The organism is Streptomyces sp. NPDC001927 (assembly GCF_053594455.1).
In genome coordinates this window covers 168,816-183,453 of record NZ_JBSFEN010000004.1, presented here as the reverse complement: position 1 = coordinate 183,453, position 14,638 = coordinate 168,816, and the positions used below count along the sequence as shown (strand labels likewise).

Sequence of the window (14,638 nt, the reverse complement as noted above, 5' to 3'; positions counted from 1 at the left end):
ATCATGCTCCGATCGGCGGACATTCCGTCGCCCGCGTCCGCAGCCTGTGGACAACTCCCCACGACCTGCCTCGCGGCTACGTCCGCGCGCGGGTGCGGATCACCGCGCGGCCGCCCGCCAGATCCACCGTCGAGCGGTTCGGCGGCGCGCCGTCCTCCTCGTCGTCGCGCAGGACGAGGGCGCTCTGCCGCTCCTTGAGCTCGTTCTGCTTGCCCTGCGAGAACGTGGCGTGCAGCTGCTCGAAGCCGGTCGACGAGACCTGCCCCGTCCGCCGGCCGCGCCCGGTCATGCGCAGGATCTGGTCGGCGAAGGCGACCACGGTGAGCAGGATGACAAGACCCGGCAGCGTCACGAACACGGCGAACTCCATGCGCGCCATTGTCCGGCGGACGGCCCGCGCGGGGCCACCCTTCGGGGCCATCCCTCGCGGCCACCCCTCAGGACCACCCGTCAGGGCCATCCCTCGCGGCCACCTCTCCTGGCTACCTCCCCCGGGCTGCCTCTCGGGGCCACCTCCCCGGCCTACCTCCCCCGGGCTCCCCCTCGGGGCCTACCCCTCCCCGTCCCCCAGACGTCCGGGCGGACGTGGTGGCTGCGGCGGCCGTCCGGGCCGAGGACCTGGGCGCCGAGCTTGCGGACGCGCAGGGAGAGGGTCGTGCCCGTGATCCGCAACCCCGGGACGGCCCGGGCGACCGCCGCCGTCACATCGTTCAGCTCGTCGACCGAGCGCAGCCGGACGCCAGGAGGACGCCCGCGCGCTCGCGCTGCGCGAACTCCCCGATCTGACCGTCGCCATGGACCCGACGACCGCCCCGCTGTCGCCGTCGGCCGAGGCGGACTCGGCGGTGGAGATCGCCGTCTCGCTGTGGTTCCTGTGGGTGGCCTGCGGGCGGGTCGTCGAGGGCCTGACGCGGCTCCGGCACGCCATGGCCCTGCACCCCGGCCCGCTGCCCGCCCGCGCGCTCTGGCTGGCCGCCTTCCTGGAGCTGGAGGCCGGCCGCCCGGAGGACGCCGACCCCCTGCTCGCCCAGGCCTGGGCCGCCGCCGTGCGCCAGGGCGACGACCGCTGCCTGGGGCTCCTGGCGCACCTGCGGGGCTCCACGGCCCTGTTCCAAGGGCGAACGGATGCCGCGGCGGCGGAGTTCCACGAGGCCCTGAACAGCATCGGCGACTACCTCGAGGTGGGCCCGAGCCGGGAGGCCGTGTGGGCGGCCCTCGCGCCCGCCCTGATCCGTACCGACCCCGAGGCCGCCCAGGAGGCCCTGGACCGGGCGGCGGGCTGGAACTGGACGGGCCGGGACCTCATGGCCGAGGCCTGGACGCACTACGCCCGCGCCGAACTCCACTCCTGGGAGGGCGATCCGGTACGCGCCGTACGCCACGCGGTCCGCGCCCTGCGCACCCACCTCCGGCTCGGCGGCGTCGTCGGGGCGACCTGCGCGGCCGAACTCGTGGCCCGCCTGCGGATCCTGCGAGGCCGCCCGAGGGACGCGGCCCATCTGCTGGGCGCCGTCGACCTGTTGCGGACCTCGGCCTTCGACGACTCGTACAGCGCCGCCCAGTTCTGCGCCCCGGCGCGCCGCCGCAGCGACAGCGCACTCCGCGAGGCGTTACCGGCCCCGGAGCTGACCAGGGCGTCCGAGGAGGGCGCGCGTCGAGGCCTGGAGGAACTGGTGCGGGAGACCCCGTAGAGCTCAGTTCTGCGACGGATCGGAACCCGTCCCGCTCCCGGGCGTTCGCTCGGACGCCCCTTCGATCGTCTTCGACATCCTGCTGCGGACGACGGCGGTGCCGATGGCGCCCGCGACGGCGGCGGCGCCGAGGCCCAGGGCGAGGGCGGACGGGCCGGAGTCGGAGACGACGTCGGCGGGAACGGTGGCCGCCGCCTCGGCGGCTGTGTGGAGGGGGTGCATGTCCCCAGGGGACCGGACCGCCCCACCCCGGACCACCCGGCGACCCCCGTTCGGGTCACTCACGACAGCCAGGCCATGCCGATCAGGAGGAAGACGACGAAGGCTATGCCGCCGGCGACGGCGGCGGTCTTCCGGGGCCGCCGCCGGGAGAGCGCGGCGAGCCCACTCTCGGCACGCCGGGCCTGCCGCCGGGAGGCGGCGCGAGGCGCGGGGGGCTGCCCCTGACGCCGCATCGGCGGCTGAGGCGAGCGAGGCGAGCGAGGCGTCTGCGGCCGTACGGGCGGCCGTCCGTACGGCTGTACCTGCGGCTGTACCTGCGGCTGAACCGGAGGCATCGGATTCCCCCGCCAGGCCCCCGAGGTGAACCAGTCGGAGATGGCCTGGGCGGGAGGTCTCTGCTCGGGCTCCTTGGCCAGCATGGTGAGGAGGTACGCCTCGAAGGCCGCGGGCAGCCCGACCCCGAGCTGCCGGGGCGGCGCGGGAGGCGTGTCGATGTGCTGGTACAGCAGGGAGGTCGCGGTGTCGCCCTGGAACGGGGGCCGTCCGGTGAGGAGTTGGTACAGCACGCAGCCGAGCGAGTACACGTCGGAGGCCGGCGAGGCGGTCCGCCCGAGGGCCCGCTCGGGGGCGAGGTAGAGGCCGGTGCCGACGATCTGGCCGGTGGTCGTGAGCGCGGCGGAGGGGTCGTCGACGAACCGGGCGATCCCGAAGTCCGCGAGCTTCACGGTCCCGTCCCCGTCGAGCAGCAGGTTCCCGGGCTTGATGTCCCGGTGCACGACGCCTTCCCGGTGCGCGGCGGCGAGCCCGGCGGCGGCATGGCCGGCGACGACGGCCACCCGCTCGGGCGGCAGCACGAGGGGCGGCGCTCCCCGCTCGGAGGCGAGGCTGGACCCTTCGACCAACTCCATGACGAGGAACAGCTTTCCGTCCCACGTACCGAAGTCGAAGACGCCGACGACATGCGGATGACTGAGCCGGGCGGCGGTCTGCGCCTCGAGCCGGAACCGTTCGCCCGCGGAGGGATCGTGTTCGTGCCCGAGCATCAACTTCACGGCCACGGACCGCCCGAGCACCTCGTCGGTGGCCTGCCAGACCTCGCCCATGCCGCCACGCCCGACACACGTTTGAAGCCGATATCGGTCCGCGACCAGCACCTGAGACCCAGCCTTTCGACGGTCGACTACCTGGTCGACAACCTGACAGCAGCACGCGTCGCCGTCTCCGCCGTCCGGCACCGATGCCGTAACAGCGTAGAGCCGCTTGATCGACTTCGAGCACACGCCCCATGGAGCGGCACCTACTCGGGCAACCCCCAGAACGCACCGTGCAGACCGACCTCGGCGAAGTAGGCGGCGGCGGAGGCGGGGTCGCGGCGGGTGTAGCCCGGTTGGAGGCGCCCGGTGTACCAGTCACTGGCGAACCGCCAAAGGGTCCCGAGCCCCATCACATAACCAGGCTCCTCCCCGGCCCTCGCCAGCCACGTCTCGACGCAGCCCTCGGAACAGAACAGCCGCTGATGGGCGCAGGTGTGCACGACGTCGTCCCAGACCCGCGCCATGGGAACGAGGAAGTGGGCCACTTGCTCGCCCGCCGGGGGTTCCTCCCGGCCGACCACCCAGGCGTGCGGGGTGTCGCAGGCGGGGCAGCGGGTGGCGACCAGGACGTCGGGCTCGTCGTGGAGCAGGTGGGGCAGCGCGAACGAGTCCCAGGCGCAGCCGCCCCACCACAAGGTGTGCGTCCCCATGACGGAGAACCCGAGCGGCACGGAAGCGAAGGGGTGCGCCATCACGACCCGGTCGGCGTCCTCGGGGTCCAGCACCAGATCACGACTCTCATGGAGCCCGAGCAGCTCCTGCCGCACTTGATCACCGCTGAGCCGGGTGAGCCCGGCGAGCTCCGCCACACCAGGCGCGCCCCCGGTCCGCGCGAACCCGTGATAGACGGCCAGCCGAACCCTCTCGGCCCCACTCAGATGCGCCGGCACTGAAGAGGCGGCGTTCCCGCTCATCCCCGTGGCTCCTTCCTGGGCCGAGCCCTGGTCGAGCCCCGATCGAGCCCTCCATGCCCAGGAAACCACTCAGGGGCCTGATCCGCTCTCGCGGATCAGGCCCCTGACCTGGTGTTTCAGCTGTCGGGGTGGCGGGATTTGAACCCACGACCTCTTCGTCCCGAACGAAGCGCGCTGCCAAGCTGCGCTACACCCCGATGTCACTGCTCAGTTCTTCACGTCGCGGCGACATCGATTACTTTAGCCCACCGGCGCCCGGAGACGAAATCCGGTTTTCGCGGCCCCTCACCGCAGGTCGGACGCGGTCCAGGCCGACGATCGCGAGGCCGAGGGCGAAGAAGGCGAGGCCCAGGACGAGGGCGTTGACCGTCACGCCGGCGTAGCCGTAGCGGGTGACGTCGATGAAGGGGTACGTGTAGCGGGTCGGGACGTCCGGGGAGAGGAGGGCGCCCCGGATCAGGGCGAAGGTCAGGTACGCCGCCGGGGCCGCGAGCCACTGGGCCGCGTGGCGCCACCGCAGGGCGCCCGGGAGGGTGAGCAGGAGCCAGTCGAGGGCCGCGCCGATCGGGGTCACGGTGTGCAGGAGCTGGTTGGCGACCGCCTTCCCGCCCGTGAGCTTCGCGATCTCCGCGGCCTGGTTGAACTCGCTCGAACCGTTCGCCAGGACGAAGTGGAAGACGAGCCCCACCACCGAGATGCAGAGCAGCACCCCGCCCGTCCACACCGCCGGCAGCGGCGGCCGGCCGATCCACGCGCGGCGGGCCGAGAGCGCGAAGACGACCGCGACCGCGATGTTCGACCAGATCGTGAAGAAGCTCAGGACGACCGGCACGCTCCCCAGGACGCACTCGATCACCACGCCCGTCGCCGCAGCGAGCGCGATCAGGGCCCGGAAGACCGCCGCGACGGGGCGACGGACGGTCGGTATGACGGCGGATGCGGGCACGGCCGCGGCGGAGTTCGGCGTGAGCATTCCCCCACCGTAAACGCGTGGGGCCGCAGAGGAGCCCCGTCAGTCGCGCGCCGTCAGCGTCAGCAGCGTCGCCTCCGGCGGGCAGGCGAAGCGGACCGGCGTGAACCGGTTGGTGCCGCACCCCGCCGAGACGTGCAGGAACGACGTCCGGTCCGCCACCGTGTGCGTGGAGAGACCCTTCACCCGGTCCGTGTCCAGGTCGCAGTTGGTCACCAGGGCGCCGTAGAAGGGGACGCACAGCTGACCGCCGTGCGTGTGCCCCGCCAGGATCAGCCCGTAGCCGTCCGCCGTGAACGCGTCCAGCGTCCGCAGGTACGGCGCGTGCACCACGCCCATCGAGAAGTCGGCCGACACGTCCGGGCCGCCGGCCACCCGGTCGTACCGGTCCCGTTTGATGTGCGGGTCGTCGAGGCCCGTGAAGGCCAGGTCGAGGCCGGGCAGCTTCAGTCGGCCGCGCGTGTTGGTCAGGTTCACCCAGCCCGCCTCGTCGAAGGCGTCCCGCAGCTCCTCCCACGGGTTGTGCACCGCGCCCACCACCGGCTTGTTGCCGTTCAGGCCGTGCCGTCCCTGGGCCTTCTCCAGGAGGTAGCGGGCGGGGTTGCGCAGCCGCGGCCCGTAGTAGTCGTTGGAGCCGAAGACGAAGACTCCAGGGAACTCCATCAGCGGGCCGAGCGCGTCCAGGACCTCCGGCACCGCGTCCGTGTCGGAGAGGTTGTCGCCGGTGTTCACGACGAAGTCCGGGCGCAGCCCCGCGAGCTTCTGCAGCCACGCCCGCTTCTTGCGCTGCCCGCACACCATGTGGATGTCGGAGACCTGAAGGACCCGCAGGTCCCGCATCCCGCGCGGGAGCACCGGGATCGTCACCCGGCGCAGCCGGAACGAGCGGGCCTCGAAGCCCGCCGCGTAGACGATTCCGGCCGCGGCCGTCGCCGTGAGACCTGCCGTGACCTTCAGGGGGATCCCGTACCGTGCGCGCATCCCCCCATCGTCGCAGACCCGATGGGAGGAAATGCGCGGGCGGTCGGGGCTCGGCACCTGACACACTTGGGTCATGACCACGCTCAAGGCCAAGCTTCAGGACGACCTCAACGCCGCCATCAAGGAGCGCGACGAGCTGCGCTCCTCGACGCTCCGGCTCACCCTCACCGCGATCACCAAGGAGGAGGTCTCGGGCACCACCAAGCGCGAGCTCTCCGACGACGAGGTGCAGAAGGTGATCGCCCGCGAGGCGAAGAAGCGCCGCGAGGCCGCGGAGGCCTTCGCCCAGGGTGGCCGCGCCGAGTCGGCCGAGCGGGAGAAGGCGGAGGGCGTGCTCCTCGACGCGTACCTGCCGAAGCAGCTCGACGACGCGGAGCTGGAGCAGATCGTCGCCGCCGCCGTCGCCGAGGCGAAGGCAGCGGGCGCCGAGGGCCCGCGCGCGATGGGCGCGGTCATGAAGATCGTGAACCCGAAGGTCGCCGGCCAGGCCGAGGGCGGGCGCGTGGCGGCCGCGGTGAGGAAGCTGCTCGCCGGCTAGCCGACAGAGGCAGACGAAGAGCGCAGACGAAGAAGACAGACGAAGAGGGCGCCCCCGCCGCGCGGGAGGCGCCCTCTTCGTCATGACTGCTGCTTACGGACCGTTGCCGCCGCCACCGCGGCCGTTCCCGCCACCGTTCCCGCCACCGTCCCCGCCGCCGATGACGCCCGGCGGGAGGGTGATCTCGGGGAAGCCCGGCTTGTTCGGCTTGTTGGGCTTGTTGTCGCCGCCGGGCTTCTCCTTGTCCTTCTCCTCGCCCGTCTGGCCGCGCGGTACGGAGATGGGGGCGAACTGCGGCGTCTCGGAGGCGTCGAGCGCCCCACGCATCGCGATCTTCCAGATCGGGCCCGGGAGGCAGCCACCACAGACCTTGCCGTAGTACTGGCCGCCGATGGTGATGTCGAACATCGACACCTTCTCGCCGACGTCGTCGCCGACCCAGACGGCCGTGGACAGGTTCGGCGTGTACCCGACGAACCAGGCGTCCTTGCGGTCGTTCGTCGTACCGGTCTTACCGGCGTTGTCGCGGTCGCTCAGACCGGCCTTCGTACCGGTGCCGTCCTCGACGACGCCCTTCAGCATCTGGTTGATGGTGTCGGCCGTCCGCTCGCTCATCGCCCGCGAGCACTCGGTCTGAGGCACCTTCAGCTGCTCGCCGTTGGCCGTCTTGATCGACTCGATGGCGATCGGCGTGCAGTACGTGCCCCGGTTGGCGAACGTGGCGTAGGCGGCGGCCATGTCGAGCGGGGTGGACTCGATCGCGCCCAGCGTGATCGAGGGGCTCTCCTTGACCTTCTTGCCCAGCTCGCGCTCGTACCCGACGTTCTTGGCCATCGTGATCGTCTCGCACAGGCCGGCCATCTGCTCCAGCTTGGCGAAGTAGGTGTTGATGGACTTGCCGAGCGCGCTCGTCATGTCCCAGCTGCCGGTCTCGGACTTGAGCTCGTTGCCGACCTTCCAGTTGGCGTAACCGGCCGGCTTGCCGTCGCAGCGCGTGTACGAGTTCTCCGGGATGTCGATCTCGTACCCGGTGGCGAAGCTCTGCGCCGGGCTCAGCCCCTTCTCCAGGGCGGCCGCGGCCGTGATCGGCTTGAAGGTCGAACCGGTCTGGAAGCCGTACGTCGTGCCGCCCATCTTGCTGCCGACGGCCAGGTTGAGCGTGGTCTGGTGCTGCTTCTGGTCGAGACCGTACGGCCGCGACTGACCCATCGACAGGATCTTGCCGCTGCCCGGCTGGACCTGGACGACCGAGGCGGCGACCTTGTCGTCCTCGTTGACGTGGGCGACGGCGGCCTCGTTGGCCGCCTCCTGCGCGCGCGGGTCGAGCGTGGTCCGGACGGTCAGGCCGCCGAGGTTCCACAGCTTCTGCCGCTCCTCGACCGTCTTGCCGAAGACCGGGTTGTTGAGGATCGTCTTGCGCACGTAGTCGCAGAAGAAGCCGGCGCCGTCGACGGCGGTGATGCAGCCGTTCTTCGGGGTCTTCACCTTCAGCTTGATCGGCGCGGCCTTCGCCTTGTCCGCCTCGGCCTGGCTGATGTCCTTGACGTCGGCCATCCGCTGGAGGACCACGTTGCGGCGCTTCGTGGCTTCCTGGAGGTCGTTGACCGGGTCGTAGCGGCTCGGCGACTGGACGAGGCCGGCCATCATCGCGGCCTCCTCCAGCTTCAGGTCGGCGGCGGGCTTGGAGAAGTAGCGCTGGGCCGCCGCCTCGATGCCGTAGGCCTGCTGACCGAAGAAGGTGATGTTGAGGTAGTTCTCGAGGATCTTCTTCTTCCCCAGCTCCTCCTCGACCTGGATCGCGTACTTCAGTTCGCGCACCTTGCGGCCGATGGTCTGCTGGGTGGCCGCGGCGACCTTCTCGGGGTCGTCACCGGCCTCCTCGACGAAGACGTTCTTCACGTACTGCTGCGTGAGCGTGGACGCGCCCTGGGCCACGCCGCCCGACTGGGCGTTGCGGTTGATCGCGCGCAGCACGCCCTTGAGGTCGATCGCCCCGTGCTCGTAGAAGCGCGAGTCCTCGATCGCGACGATCGCCTTCTGCATGTACGGAGAGATCTTCTCCAGCGGCACGACCTTCCGGTCGCGCGAGTACACGGTGGCGAGGACACCGCCGTCCGAGTCGAGGATGGTGGTCCGCTGACTCAGGGGTGGCGTCTTGAGGTTGGACGGGATCTCGTCGAACCCCTCGACCGTCCCCTTCGCCGCCAGACCCAGTGCACCGGCCGCGGGCAGGGCGATGCCCGCCAGTACGGCTCCCGCGAGCACACTGACACCGAGGAACTTGGCGGCCTGCTGGGTCCCGGTCAGACCTCCGCCCGAGCGCTTCTTTGCCATGGGGGCAGCCTAATCCGTAGTGATGAGCGTTCCGTAGGAGCGGGGGCCTCTCGGAGCGTTCGAGTACCAGACCGTGACATCCGAGCGGGTCCGGGCGGGTCCGCGCGGGTCAGGGGGCACGCCGGAGCGCACGTCAGGGGCGTGTCCGGGAGCGGTGTTCGCATTCGCCGGACACACGGGAATGCCTTGGCCTAAGCTGCTCTCAACTGTCACAGCAGTGTGGTTTTGCATCAAGGCCGAAGCAAGACCCGGGCGTGACATCGGCAGGAATTCCCTTGGCCCCGAACCCTGGGAACCCCCTGCCCGATTCCGCCCCATGCGTCACTCGACGCCCCAAGTGGCACCGTCACAGTCGGGCGAACTGTACCGGTTCGCCGGATTCGGCACGCATGTCCATCGGTCACTCCCCTGGGTGATCTGCCGCGTACGCATAGTCCGTTCGGGCCATTCAAGATTGGGCCCGAAGGGGGTGTTGCGCTGTGCCCACCTTCCGTAACGTCACCAACTGGCAGCGGTGAATATGCCGCTACCGCCGTGGGGGAGCCTCGATTCGGGAGAGGACGGCGCCGGTATGGGCTGGGTAGCTGACTGGAGTGCGCAGGCGGCCTGCCGCACTACCGATCCGGATGAACTTTTCGTGCAGGGAGCGGCGCAGAACAGGGCGAAGGCGGTGTGCACCGGCTGTCCGGTGCGGACCGAGTGCCTGGCCGACGCCCTCGACAACCGGGTGGAGTTCGGTGTGTGGGGCGGTATGACGGAGCGCGAGCGCCGTGCCCTGCTGCGCCGGCGGCCGACCGTCACCTCGTGGCGTCGCCTGCTGGAGACCGCGCGGACGGAGTACGAGCGGGGAGCGGGCCTGCTGCCCGTGGCGATCGAGGACGACGCGACGTACGAGGCGTACGCGGCGGTGGGCTGACCGCCCGCCGGTACGCGCACGGCAAGCGTGGAGCTCAGAGTGACGGCATCCGGCCCGCCGTGAGGCGGTCGCCGATGGCGCGGAGTCCGGACAGGTCGTGCACGTCGCCCGGCAGGGCGGCCACTTCGGCGACGGCCACCTCGGGGTGGAGCGCCGTGAACCGGTCTCGTGTGCGCTGCTCGCGCGCGAGCACCTGCATCCGCTCGGCATGGAGCCGGAGCAGGCCCGCGGTCAGCTGCTGGATGTCCTGTGCGTCGGGGTCGGCATGAACATCGGTCTCGTCGGCTGTGGGGGCAGCCTCGGTGCTCGGTGCAGAGGGGTCTGCGGTCGTGCCTGTGCTTGTGTCGGCGGCGGTCGTGGAGTCTGACGGCTCGTTGGGGGCGGTGGCACGGGAGCCACGCCCTCCAGTCTTCCCGGCCCCCTGATCCACAATGCGCCCCTCGTCAAGATTTTCCGCCGCGGCCCGCGCCCGCTCGGCCGAGAGCCGGGCGGCGCCACTGCCGTGGACGCGGTTCAGGACGAGCCCCGCGAGCGGCATCTCCTCGGCCGCGAGCCGCTCCACGAAGTACGCGGCCTCCCGCAGCGCGTCCCGCTCCGGCGTCGCGACCACCAGGAACGCCGTGCCCGGCGCCTGGAGCAGCTTGTACGTCGCGTCCGCCCGGGTCCGGAAGCCGCCGAACATCGTGTCCATCGCTGCCACGAACGTCTGGACGTCCTTCAGGAACTGACCCCCGAGCAGCTTGCCCAGCGTCCCCGTCATCATCGACATCCCGACGTTCAGGAACTTCATCCCCGCCCGGCCGCCCATCTTCGCCGGGGCCATCAGGAGCTTGATGAACTTCCCGTCCAGGAACGACCCGAGCCGCTTCGGCGCGTCCAGGAAGTCGAGCGCGGAGCGCGACGGCGGGGTGTCGACGACGATCAGGTCCCACTCGTCGCGGGCCCGCAGCTGCCCGAGCTTCTCCATCGCCATGTACTCCTGCGTACCGGCGAAACCGGCCGACAGGGACTGGTAGAACGGGTTCTCCAGGATCGCGCGGGCCCGCTCGGCGTCCGCGTGCGCCTCGACGATCTCGTCGAAGGTCCGCTTCATGTCGAGCATCATGGCGTGCAGCTCGCCCGCCCGTCGCCCACCGCCACCCTTGCTCGAATCGCTGCGCGATGCCCCTTCTGACTCGGAGCCCTTGATCCCCTCCACCTTGCGCGGCACGTTGTCCAGCGAGTCGATCCCCATCGACTGCGCGAGCCGGCGCGCCGGGTCGATCGTCAGGACGACGACCTTGCGGCCCCGCTCCGCCGCCCGTACGCCGAGGGCCGCCGCGGTCGTCGTCTTCCCGACGCCGCCCGCGCCGCAGCAGACGATGATCCGGGTGCCCGGGTCGTCGATGAGCGGATCGAGTTCGAGTACGGGGACGGAGTCCAGACCGTTCGCCGTGCCGTTCACCGGACCCGTCACACGCCCACCCCTTGTTTCCGCAGCTCCTTCGCCAGCCGGTACAGGCCCGCGATGTCCGCCCCGTCCCCCAGGAAGGGGAGTTCGTACGACGGTACGTCGAGCTCCATGAGCACCGCCCGCTGTTCGCGCTCCAGCTCCACCCGCTGCGCGTGCTCGGCGGCCTGCTCCAGGAGCGGCTCGACCAGTTTCGTACCGCCCCGGACGCCGGCACCGGCCAGGGTGCGCGCGATCGCGTCCCGGTGGTCGCCGGAGGCCGCCCGTACCGCCGCCTCGTCGAGGACGTGCGGGCGGACCATGTTCACGATGACACCGCCCACCGGCAGTTCGGCCCCGCGCAGCTCCGCGATGCCGTCGGCGGTCTCCTGGACCGGCATCTCCTCCAGGAGCGTCACCAGGTGCACGGCCGTCTCCGGGGACTTCAGGACGCGCATGACGGCCTGGGCCTGATTGTGTATCGGGCCGATCCTGGCAAGCCCGGCCACCTCGTCGTTGACGTTGAGGAAGCGGGTGATCCGGCCCGTCGGGGGCGCGTCCATGATGACGTGGTCGTAGGTGTAGCCGTTGTTCTTCTCGCGCCGGCGGACCGCCTCGCAGGCCTTGCCGGTCAGCAGCACGTCCCGTACGCCGGGTGCGATCGTCGTCGCGAAGTCGATCGCGCCGAGCTTCTTCAGGGCTCGGCCCGCGGTGCCCAGCTTGTAGAACATCTGGAGGTAGTCGAGGAGCGCGCGCTCGGCGTCGATGGCCAGCGCGAAGACCTCGCCGCCGCCCGGGGCGACGGCGATCTTGCGCTCCTCGTACGGAAGCGCTTCCGTCTCGAAGAGCTGTGCGATGCCCTGTCTGCCTTCGACCTCCACGAGGAGAGTCCGCTTGCCCTCCGTCGCGAGGGCGAGCGCGAGGGCGGCGGCGACCGTCGTCTTACCGGTACCACCCTTGCCGCTGACGACCTGGAGCCTGCTCACGCCTTCGAGCCTAACCACTGGAGCGCTCGCCTAAGCAGGAGGCTGCCTGTGGCAGCGGATACAGTCGGCTCCATGACCAAGTGGGAATACGCGACCGTGCCCCTTCTCGTGCACGCGACGAAGCAGATTCTGGACACCTGGGGCGAGGACGGGTGGGAGCTCGTCCAGGTCGTTCCCGGCCCGAACAACCCCGAGCAGCTCGTGGCCTACCTGAAGCGGGAGAAGGCCTGATGAGCGGCGCCGCGAACGGTGCCGGCCGCGTCGAGGCGAAGCTCGCCGAACTGGGCCTGACCCTGCCGGAGGTCGTGCCTCCGCTGGCCGCCTACCAGCCGGCCGTGCAGTCGGGCGTGTACGTCTACACCTCGGGCCAGCTCCCGATGGTGCAGGGCAAGCTCCTGGCCGCCGGCAAGGTCGGCGCCGAGATCACCGCCGAGGAGGCCAAGCAGCTCGCGGCCACCTGCGCGCTGAACGCCCTCGCGGCCGTGAAGTCGGTCGCCGGTGACCTGGACCGGATCAAGCGCGTCGTGAAGGTCGTCGGCTTCGTCGCCTCGGCCGCCGACTTCACCGGCCAGCCCGGCGTCATCAACGGCGCCAGCGAGCTGCTCGGCGCGGTCCTCGGCGACAAGGGCGTGCACGCGCGCAGCGCGGTCGGCGTGGCCGTGCTCCCGCTCGACGCTCCGGTCGAGGTCGAGGTCCAGGTGGAGCTCGTCGAGGCCTGACAGCCGATCCTTTCGATGAGAGCCGGTTCTCCCGTCCAGGGGGAATCGGCTCTCGTGCATCACGGTAGTTGCGCATACCATCCGGCCATGCCGAATGGTCAGTGGTACCCCCCGGAATGGCCCGACCGCATCCGCGCCCTGGCGGCGGGCGAGCTCACGCCCGCGGCCCCCAGGCGGGCGGCGACCGTCCTGCTGCTGCGCGACGCCGCCGAGGGGCCGCACGTCCACATGCTGCGGCGACGCACCTCCATGGCCTTCGCGGGCGGTGCGTACGCGTATCCCGGCGGCGGTGTCGATCCGCGTGACGAGCACCCGGTGCGCTGGGCCGGGCCCTCCTTGGAGAGCTGGGCCGAGCGACTCGGCGTCCCGGGTACGCAGGAGGCGCAGGCGATCGTCTGCGCGGCCGTGCGCGAGACCTTCGAGGAGGCGGGCGTGCTGCTCGCCGGCGGGACCGCCGACTCCGTGGTCGACGACACGACGGGGGAGGACTGGGAGAAGGACCGGGAGGCGCTGGTCGCCCGCGAGCTGTCCTTCGCCGACTTCCTCGACCGGCGCGGGCTCGTGCTGCGCTCGGACCTGCTCGGCGCGTGGGCGCGGTGGATCACGCCGGAGTTCGAGTCCCGGCGGTACGACACCTGGTTCTTCGTGGCCGTCCTTCCGGCCGGTCAGCGCACCCGCGACGTCTCGACCGAGGCGGACCGCACGGTCTGGATCCGCCCGGCGGAGGGGGCGGCCGGCTACGACCGGGGCGAGCTGACGATGATGCCGCCGACGATCTCCACCCTGCGGGGCCTGGAGCGCTTCGGTACGGCCGCGGAGGCGCTGGCCGCGGCCGAGGACCAGGACCTGACCCCCGTACTGGCGCAGGCGCGTCTCGAAGGCGACGAGCTGATCCTGAGCTGGCCGGGCCACGACGAGTTCACCAAGCACATCCCGACGGGTGGGGACGCGGCGCACGGGGGCGGGCGATGACCGCCGCCGGTTCGCTGCCCGGGCAGCCCCGGGGCGCGGTCGTCTCCGGGCCCGCGACCGCCCGGACCGTCAACGTCCTCGCGCCGAATCCGTCCGCGATGACCCTGGACGGCACCAACACCTGGATCGTCTCCGAGCCCGACTCCGACCTGGCCGTCGTCATCGACCCCGGCCCGCTCGACGACGGCCACCTCCGCAACGTCGTCGCCACCGCCGAGAAGCTGGGCAAGCGCGTCGCGCTCACCCTCCTCACCCACGGCCACCCCGACCACGCCGAGGGCGCAGGCCGGTTCGCCGAGCTGACCGGGACCCGGGTACGGGCCCTGGACCCGGCGCTGCGCCTCGGTGACGAGGGTCTGGGCGCGGGGGATGTCATCACGGTCGGCGGCCTGGAGCTGCGGGTGGTGCCGACGCCGGGCCACACCTCGGACTCGCTCTCGTTCCATCTCCCCGCCGACCGGGCCGTCCTGACGGGCGACACGATCCTGGGGCGTGGCACGACGATCGTCGCCCACCCCGACGGGCGGCTCGGCGACTATCTGGACTCGCTGCGCCGGCTGCGCTCGCTCACCGTCGACGACGGGGTCCACACCGTGCTGCCGGGCCACGGGCCGGTCCTGGAGGACGCCCAGGGCGCGGTGGAGTTCTACCTGGCGCACCGCGCGGGCCGGCTCGCGCAGGTGGAGACGGCGGTCGAGAACGGCCACAAGACGCCGTCGGAGGTCGTCGCCCATGTGTACGCGGACGTGGACCGCTCGCTGTGGCCGGCCGCCGAACTCTCCGTCCGGGCGCAGCTGGAGTACCTGCGGGAGCACGGCCTGATCTGACCCTCGCACCACCTCCCCACCACTTCCCACCCGGGGGCGCGCGGC

Annotated in this window: 16 protein-coding genes and 1 tRNA gene; 7 read left to right on the top strand and 10 right to left on the bottom strand. The window is 71.4% G+C overall.

Annotated features, from left to right (window positions below):
• Positions 1-76: 76 nt before the first annotated feature.
• Positions 77-370 carry a DUF6191 domain-containing protein gene (locus ACWCO8_RS11370; RefSeq protein ID WP_362005913.1) on the bottom strand — a complete coding sequence of 98 codons (294 nt, stop codon included), beginning with the start codon at positions 368-370 and terminating at the stop codon, positions 77-79.
• 424 nt (positions 371-794) lie between these two features.
• On the opposite strand from ACWCO8_RS11370, the gene ACWCO8_RS11365 reads away from it, so the two are divergent.
• Positions 795-1,691 carry a hypothetical protein gene (locus ACWCO8_RS11365; protein WP_451032053.1) on the top strand — a complete coding sequence of 299 codons (897 nt, stop codon included), beginning with the start codon at positions 795-797 and terminating at the stop codon, positions 1,689-1,691.
• A 3-nt stretch (positions 1,692-1,694) separates the two neighbouring features.
• Here the strand turns inward: ACWCO8_RS11365 and ACWCO8_RS11360 are convergent, their stop codons facing one another.
• The 6 genes from ACWCO8_RS11360 to ACWCO8_RS11335 form a co-directional block, all read right to left on the bottom strand.
• On the bottom strand, positions 1,695-1,913 hold the full coding sequence (locus tag ACWCO8_RS11360) for a hypothetical protein (protein ID WP_451032052.1): 219 nt from the start codon (positions 1,911-1,913) through the stop codon (positions 1,695-1,697).
• Positions 1,914-1,972: 59 nt separating this feature from the next.
• Entirely contained in the window at positions 1,973-3,067 is a 1,095-nt protein-coding gene (locus tag ACWCO8_RS11355; protein ID WP_451032051.1) for a serine/threonine-protein kinase, read from the bottom strand.
• Positions 3,068-3,210: 143 nt separating this feature from the next.
• A complete protein-coding gene (merB, locus tag ACWCO8_RS11350; protein WP_451032050.1) occupies positions 3,211-3,816 on the bottom strand; it encodes an organomercurial lyase in 606 nt (201 codons plus the stop codon).
• 228 nt (positions 3,817-4,044) lie between these two features.
• A tRNA-Pro gene (locus tag ACWCO8_RS11345) sits at positions 4,045-4,118 on the bottom strand.
• 38 nt (positions 4,119-4,156) lie between these two features.
• Positions 4,157-4,894 carry a Pr6Pr family membrane protein gene (locus tag ACWCO8_RS11340; protein WP_451032049.1) on the bottom strand — a complete coding sequence of 246 codons (738 nt, stop codon included), beginning with the start codon at positions 4,892-4,894 and terminating at the stop codon, positions 4,157-4,159.
• A gap of 39 nt (positions 4,895-4,933) precedes the next feature.
• A complete protein-coding gene (locus ACWCO8_RS11335; RefSeq protein ID WP_451032048.1) occupies positions 4,934-5,872 on the bottom strand; it encodes a metallophosphoesterase in 939 nt (312 codons plus the stop codon).
• A gap of 73 nt (positions 5,873-5,945) precedes the next feature.
• On the opposite strand from ACWCO8_RS11335, the gene ACWCO8_RS11330 reads away from it, so the two are divergent.
• Entirely contained in the window at positions 5,946-6,410 is a 465-nt protein-coding gene (locus tag ACWCO8_RS11330) for a GatB/YqeY domain-containing protein (RefSeq protein WP_451032047.1), read from the top strand.
• A 93-nt stretch (positions 6,411-6,503) separates the two neighbouring features.
• Here the strand turns inward: ACWCO8_RS11330 and ACWCO8_RS11325 are convergent, their stop codons facing one another.
• Positions 6,504-8,744, bottom strand: coding sequence for a transglycosylase domain-containing protein (locus ACWCO8_RS11325; protein ID WP_451032046.1), 2,241 nt, complete (start codon positions 8,742-8,744; stop codon positions 6,504-6,506).
• A gap of 571 nt (positions 8,745-9,315) precedes the next feature.
• On the opposite strand from ACWCO8_RS11325, the gene ACWCO8_RS11320 reads away from it, so the two are divergent.
• Positions 9,316-9,660, top strand: a complete 345-nt coding sequence (locus tag ACWCO8_RS11320) for a WhiB family transcriptional regulator (protein ID WP_015034550.1) — start codon at positions 9,316-9,318, stop codon at positions 9,658-9,660.
• A 34-nt stretch (positions 9,661-9,694) separates the two neighbouring features.
• On the opposite strand, the gene ACWCO8_RS11315 is transcribed toward ACWCO8_RS11320, so the two are convergent.
• Both ACWCO8_RS11315 and ACWCO8_RS11310 read right to left on the bottom strand, forming a co-directional pair.
• Positions 9,695-11,116 (bottom strand): ArsA family ATPase, encoded by a 1,422-nt coding sequence (locus tag ACWCO8_RS11315; protein ID WP_451032045.1) that lies wholly within the window; start codon positions 11,114-11,116, stop codon positions 9,695-9,697.
• Positions 11,113-12,075, bottom strand: a complete 963-nt coding sequence (locus ACWCO8_RS11310; protein WP_362005944.1) for an ArsA family ATPase — start codon at positions 12,073-12,075, stop codon at positions 11,113-11,115. Before ACWCO8_RS11310 ends, ACWCO8_RS11315 begins: the two co-directional genes overlap by 4 nt.
• Positions 12,076-12,147: 72 nt before the next feature.
• Here ACWCO8_RS11310 and ACWCO8_RS11305 point away from each other — a divergent pair, with 72 nt between their 5' ends.
• The 4 genes from ACWCO8_RS11305 to ACWCO8_RS11290 all read left to right on the top strand — a co-directional run bounded on the left by ACWCO8_RS11305 (position 12,148) and on the right by ACWCO8_RS11290 (position 14,593).
• Entirely contained in the window at positions 12,148-12,306 is a 159-nt protein-coding gene (locus tag ACWCO8_RS11305) for a DUF4177 domain-containing protein (protein WP_003967454.1), read from the top strand.
• Complete coding sequence (locus tag ACWCO8_RS11300) at positions 12,306-12,794, top strand: RidA family protein (protein ID WP_451032044.1); 489 nt, start codon at positions 12,306-12,308, stop codon at positions 12,792-12,794. Before ACWCO8_RS11305 ends, ACWCO8_RS11300 begins: the two co-directional genes overlap by 1 nt.
• An 87-nt stretch (positions 12,795-12,881) precedes the next feature.
• Complete coding sequence (locus ACWCO8_RS11295; RefSeq protein WP_451032043.1) at positions 12,882-13,766, top strand: NUDIX hydrolase; 885 nt, start codon at positions 12,882-12,884, stop codon at positions 13,764-13,766.
• Positions 13,763-14,593 carry an MBL fold metallo-hydrolase gene (locus ACWCO8_RS11290; protein WP_362005952.1) on the top strand — a complete coding sequence of 277 codons (831 nt, stop codon included), beginning with the start codon at positions 13,763-13,765 and terminating at the stop codon, positions 14,591-14,593. Before ACWCO8_RS11295 ends, ACWCO8_RS11290 begins: the two co-directional genes overlap by 4 nt.
• Positions 14,594-14,638: the final 45 nt, after the last annotated feature.

What these genes read in the sequence shown, in the direction of transcription:
- ACWCO8_RS11340 (WP_451032049.1), bottom strand. Translation starts at nt 4,894, where the DNA reads ATGCTCACGCCGAACTCCGCCGCGGCCGTGCCCGCATCCGCCGTCATA.
- ACWCO8_RS11365 (WP_451032053.1), top strand. Translation starts at nt 795, where the DNA reads ATGGACCCGACGACCGCCCCGCTGTCGCCGTCGGCCGAGGCGGACTCG.
- ACWCO8_RS11325 (WP_451032046.1), bottom strand. Translation starts at nt 8,744, where the DNA reads ATGGCAAAGAAGCGCTCGGGCGGAGGTCTGACCGGGACCCAGCAGGCC.
- ACWCO8_RS11370 (WP_362005913.1), bottom strand. Translation starts at nt 370, where the DNA reads ATGGAGTTCGCCGTGTTCGTGACGCTGCCGGGTCTTGTCATCCTGCTC.
- ACWCO8_RS11320 (WP_015034550.1), top strand. Translation starts at nt 9,316, where the DNA reads ATGGGCTGGGTAGCTGACTGGAGTGCGCAGGCGGCCTGCCGCACTACC.
- ACWCO8_RS11300 (WP_451032044.1), top strand. Translation starts at nt 12,306, where the DNA reads ATGAGCGGCGCCGCGAACGGTGCCGGCCGCGTCGAGGCGAAGCTCGCC.
- ACWCO8_RS11295 (WP_451032043.1), top strand. Translation starts at nt 12,882, where the DNA reads ATGCCGAATGGTCAGTGGTACCCCCCGGAATGGCCCGACCGCATCCGC.
- ACWCO8_RS11360 (WP_451032052.1), bottom strand. Translation starts at nt 1,913, where the DNA reads ATGCACCCCCTCCACACAGCCGCCGAGGCGGCGGCCACCGTTCCCGCC.
- ACWCO8_RS11335 (WP_451032048.1), bottom strand. Translation starts at nt 5,872, where the DNA reads ATGCGCGCACGGTACGGGATCCCCCTGAAGGTCACGGCAGGTCTCACG.
- ACWCO8_RS11330 (WP_451032047.1), top strand. Translation starts at nt 5,946, where the DNA reads ATGACCACGCTCAAGGCCAAGCTTCAGGACGACCTCAACGCCGCCATC.
- ACWCO8_RS11305 (WP_003967454.1), top strand. Translation starts at nt 12,148, where the DNA reads ATGACCAAGTGGGAATACGCGACCGTGCCCCTTCTCGTGCACGCGACG.
- ACWCO8_RS11290 (WP_362005952.1), top strand. Translation starts at nt 13,763, where the DNA reads ATGACCGCCGCCGGTTCGCTGCCCGGGCAGCCCCGGGGCGCGGTCGTC.